This is a genomic window from Streptomyces sp. WAC06614 (assembly GCF_003949795.1).
In the GTDB taxonomy this organism is placed as follows: Bacteria; Actinomycetota; Actinomycetes; order Streptomycetales; family Streptomycetaceae; genus Streptomyces.
Genome location: NZ_RPRY01000465.1, coordinates 1 through 4,280 on the forward strand (window position 1 = coordinate 1; position 4,280 = coordinate 4,280).

Below are 4,280 nucleotides of genomic sequence, written 5' to 3' on the forward strand. Positions count from 1 at the left end.
GTTCTCCGTAGGGGCGGGGCGGGGTGCGGGATCCCGATGCGGAATCCTATGCCGCCGGGTCAGGGGCGGAAATGGCGCTGCAGCCCCTGCCAGACGTCGTCGTAGCGGCGCTGGAGGTGGCCGGCCGTGGCCGCCTGGGCGGTGGCGGTGATCGGCCAGCGCGTCTCGAACATGAACGCCAGCCCGTCGTCGATCTTCTGCGGCTTGAGCTCGGCGGCGCTGGCCTTGTCGAACGTCTCCCGGTCCGGGCCGTGCGCGGACATCATGTTGTGCAGCGAGCCGCCACCGGGGACGAAGCCCTCGGCCTTGGCGTCGTAGGCGCCCTCGATCAGGCCCATGTACTCGCTCATCACGTTGCGGTGGAAGTACGGCGGGCGGAAGGTGTCCTCGCCGACCAGCCAGCGCGGGGCGAACACCACGAAGTCCACCCCGGCCAGGCCGGGGGTGTCGGACGGCGAGGTGAGCACCGTGAAGATCGACGGGTCGGGGTGGTCGTAGCTGATGGTGCCCATGACGTTGAAACGACGCAGGTCGTAGACGTACGGGACGTGGGTGCCGTGCCAGGCGACGACGTCCAGCGGGGAGTGGTCGTAGGTGGCGGACCAGAGGTTGCCGCAGAACTTGTTGACCACCTCCACCGGCCCCTCGACGTCCTCGTACGCCGCCACCGGCGCCTGGAAGTCCCGGGCGTTGGCCAGGCCGTTGGCGCCGATCGGGCCGAGGTCGGGCAGCTCGAAGGGCTGGCCGTAGTTCTCGCAGACGTACCCGCGCGCGGCGTCGTCGAGGAGCTCGACGCGGAAGCGGACGCCGCGCGGGATCAGCGCGATCTCGCCCGGTCCGGCGCTCAGCAGACCGAGCTCGGTGCGCAGCAGCAGGCCGCCGCGCTCGGGGACGATCAGCAGCTCGCCGTCGGAGTTGCCGAACACCCGGTCCGTCATGTCCGCGTTGGCCGCGTACAGGTGCACGGCCATGCCGGTGCGCTGGGTGGCGTCGCCGTTGCCGCCGAGGGTCCACAGGCCGGCCAGGAAGTCGGTGCCGGGGGCCGGGTCCGGCAGCGGGTTCCAGCGCAGCCGGTTGGGGTCGGGCACGGTCTCGGTGAACGGGGCCGTGCGGATCCCGCCGTTGTCGGTCCGGGTGAACGGCGGGTGCGCGGCCGAGGGCCGGATCCGGTACAGCCAGGAGCGGCGGTTGTGCCGGCGCGGCTCGGTGAAGGCGCTGCCGCTGAGCTGTTCGGCGTAGAGGCCGAGGGGGGCGACCTGCGGGGAGTTGCGGCCCACGGGGAGGGCGCCGGGGACGGCCTCCGAGCTGTGCTCGTTGCCGAAGCCGGTGAGGTGCACCAGCCCCTGCGCCGTCTTCCTGGCCTGCTCGCTCATGCCTGCTCCCGCTCCGTCGAAGGAATCCTATGGTCGACAGTAGGATTCCGCTCCCCGTCCCGTCAACGGCGGGAACGAGCCGCAGCGTGCGGGGCGTGCGGGGGCGCCGTGGGAAAGAGGTCGTGCGCGAGGGGCTCCCAAAAGATGAACATTGCTCTACTCTCTCGCGCATGTCGTGGATCCGCAGGTCTCCTGCCGTGCCCGCGGTGCTCCTCGCCGCCCTCCTCACGCTCCTCGCCCTCACGTCCGTCCTCGCCGCCGCGCCCGCCGCGCAGGCCCACGAGGAGCGGCCCGTCACCTTCCCCGACGGCTCCGGCACCGTGCCCGTCCTGCGCACGACCGAGCCCGACCTGCTCGTGTGCAAGACCGACCGCGCCGACTTCGAACGGCGCATCGCCGGCTTCCCGCAACCGCTGCGCGAGCGCAACCTCGCCCTCTTCGCCCGCTGCACGCAGAACGGCTTCCGCCACCTCCAGGAGGCCGTCGACCGGGTCGACCGGCCCGGCATGAACATCGCGATCCTGCCCGGCCTCTACGAGGAGGAGCCCTCGCTGCCGGCCCCGACCGGCGCGTGCGCCGCGCTCGAGGCCCCCAACTCCGCCCTCGGCTACCAGATCCTCAGCTACGAGCAGCAGGAGCAGTGCCGGCACAACCAGAACCTCGTGGCGATCCTCGGCAAGAAGGACCTCCAGATCGAGGGCACCGGCGCCGGCCGCACGGACGTCGTCATCGACGCCAAGTACCAGAAGCTCAACGCCATCCGCGCCGACCGCTCCCACGGCATCTACTTCAGGAACTTCACCGCCCAGCGGACCACCTTCAACGCGCTGTACGTGCTCGCCGGCGACGGCTTCGTCATCGACGACGTGCTCACCCGCTGGAACGACGAGTACGGCTTCCTGACCTTCGCCAGCGACCACGGCCTCTACAAGAACTGCGAGTCCTACGGCAACGGCGACTCCGGCATCTACCCCGGCAGCGCCTCGAACATCAACGACGGCCGCGGCTACGACGTCCCCCGCTACTCGATCGAGATCACCGGCTGCCGCAGCCACCACAACATGGTCGGCTACTCCGGCACCGCCGGGGACTCGGTCTGGGTGCACGACAACGAGTTCGACCAGAACATGGGCGGCGCCTCCATGGACAGCGCCTTCCCCGGCCACCCCGGACTCCCGCAGAACCACGCCAAGTTCGAACGCAACCTCATCCACGACAACAACCAGGACTACTACCGCCACGTCGCCGACGGGACCTGCGCCAAGCCGCCCGTCGAACGCGGCTACGAGCAGGGCGTGGTCTGCCCGCAGATCTCCATGCCGCCCGGCACCGGCATCATCACCGCCGGCGGCAACTGGAACCTCTACGAGCACAACTGGGTCTACGGCCACGACCGCGCCGGCTTCTTCCTCTCGGCCGTGCCCGCCTTCATCCGCGGCGAGTCCGCCTGGGCCAAGCAGGCCGACACCTCCCACCACAACCGGTACGCCGACAACGTCCTCGGCCGCGACAGGTCCGGTGCCTCCCGCCCCAACGGGATGGACGTCTGGTGGGACGGCCAGGGCAAGGGCAACTGCTGGCAGTCCGGACCCGACGGCTCCACCCCCGGCACCCTGCCGCGCTGCGGCGGCGACCGGGGCCAGGTGTCCGGCGCCTCGGCCCGGCTGGTGGGCGAACCGGTGAAGCTGGCCCAGCTGCTGGTCTGCGCCGACTACAACGTCCAGGCCCGGCGGCTGCCCGCCGGCTGCGACTGGTACGGGGCGCGCGGCCTCCAGCGGGTCGAGACCCAGATCGCCGCCGCCGTCGCCGCGGTGCTCCTGCTCGTGGGCGGCGTGCTGTGGTGGCGCCGGCTGCGCCGCAGCCGGCTGGGCACGACGGCCTGGGTGCTGGGCGTCGCCGGGCTCGTCCTGGACGTCGCCGGCTCCACCCTGCCGCTGAGCGCCAGCCCCGTCCCCGCCCTGGCCCTGCTCCTGCTGGGCCTGTGGTGGACCGGAACCGGCCTGGCCCTGCGCGCCGACCGCCCCTGGCTCGCCCGCCTCACCCTGCTCGTGGGCGCCCTCACCCTGCTCGACGCCTTCGACAAGGCGGTCCTGATGATCCCGTGGATCCCGCTCGGCCCGGCCTGGATCCGTGCGCTGGTCACCGTGGTCTGGGCCCTGTGGGCGGTCGTCGCCTCCGCCCGCCCGGGCCCCGCCGGCCGGACCGGTCGCCGCGGAAGCGGGAGGCGGACCAGAGGAGGGCGAGGGCGAGGAAGGACACGAAGAGGGCGGTGAAGGCACCGGCGAAGGCGTAGAAGGGGGAGACGGGCAGGTCGTGGGTGGAGCCGATGCCGTGGGCGAGCGGCAGCAGGTCCCTCGCCGGGGCGGTCGGCGAACCGGGGAAGGGCACGGCCGGCGTGCCCGGGCCCGGTGCGCCGGGGGCGCCGGGGGCGCCGGCGCCCGGGACGGCTCCGGCCGCTTCCAGGACCGGCGCCACCAGGCCATGGATCGCCGCGCCCACGGTCACCGGACGAGGAGTTGGGTCAGGAGGAGTCCCGAGGTGTGGGTCTCCACCTCGAAGAGTCCGGTGCGGTCCACGGTGAGGACGAGGACGGCCTCGCGGCCCGGCGGGAGGTCGAGTTCCTGGTCGTAGCCGTGGACGTGCAGGGTGTCGGCGCGGTCGCTGGTGACGCGCAGGGCCAGGCGTTCGCCGCGCTTGAGCTCGGTGCGGCCGGGGGCCGGGCTCACCTTGCCGTCACGGACGGCGACCGTCACGGTCCGGTCGGCGGCCGCCGCGGCGCCGCCCGCCGCGGCGCCGCCCCGGCCAGCGTCCGTGCCGCCGGTGGTCGCCGCGCCGCCGCCCTGGGTGGTCACGCCGCCCTGGGTTCCGCCCTGGGTTTCGCCGCCCGGGGGCGGGGTGGTGTGGGGG

Annotated in this window: 2 protein-coding genes and 1 pseudogene; 1 reads left to right on the plus strand and 2 read right to left on the minus strand. The window is 72.9% G+C overall.

All coding sequences use genetic code 11. The annotated features are described in order from the left end of the window. Positions 1 to 59 precede the first annotated feature (59 nt). The gene (hmgA, locus tag EF918_RS33205) at positions 60 to 1,373 is read right to left on the minus strand and encodes a homogentisate 1,2-dioxygenase (protein ID WP_125652613.1); all 1,314 of its coding nucleotides are present in this window, start codon (positions 1,371 to 1,373) and stop codon (positions 60 to 62) included. Between the two features lie 170 nt (positions 1,374 to 1,543). Here hmgA and EF918_RS33210 point away from each other — a divergent pair, with 170 nt between their 5' ends. After that, positions 1,544 to 3,646: a right-handed parallel beta-helix repeat-containing protein gene (locus EF918_RS33210; RefSeq protein ID WP_125652614.1), complete on the plus strand. Its 2,103-nt coding sequence runs from the start codon at positions 1,544 to 1,546 to the stop codon at positions 3,644 to 3,646. A gap of 228 nt (positions 3,647 to 3,874) precedes the next feature. Here the strand turns inward: EF918_RS33210 and EF918_RS37430 are convergent. Further along, a pseudogene (locus EF918_RS37430) lies at positions 3,875 to 4,280 on the minus strand (cupredoxin domain-containing protein); the annotation flags it as partial.

Bases quoted from the DNA above. Each gene is read 5' to 3' on its own strand.
- EF918_RS33210 (WP_125652614.1), top strand. From the start codon at position 1,544: ATGTCGTGGATCCGCAGGTCTCCTGCCGTGCCCGCGGTGCTCCTCGCC.
- hmgA (WP_125652613.1), bottom strand. From the start codon at position 1,373: ATGAGCGAGCAGGCCAGGAAGACGGCGCAGGGGCTGGTGCACCTCACC.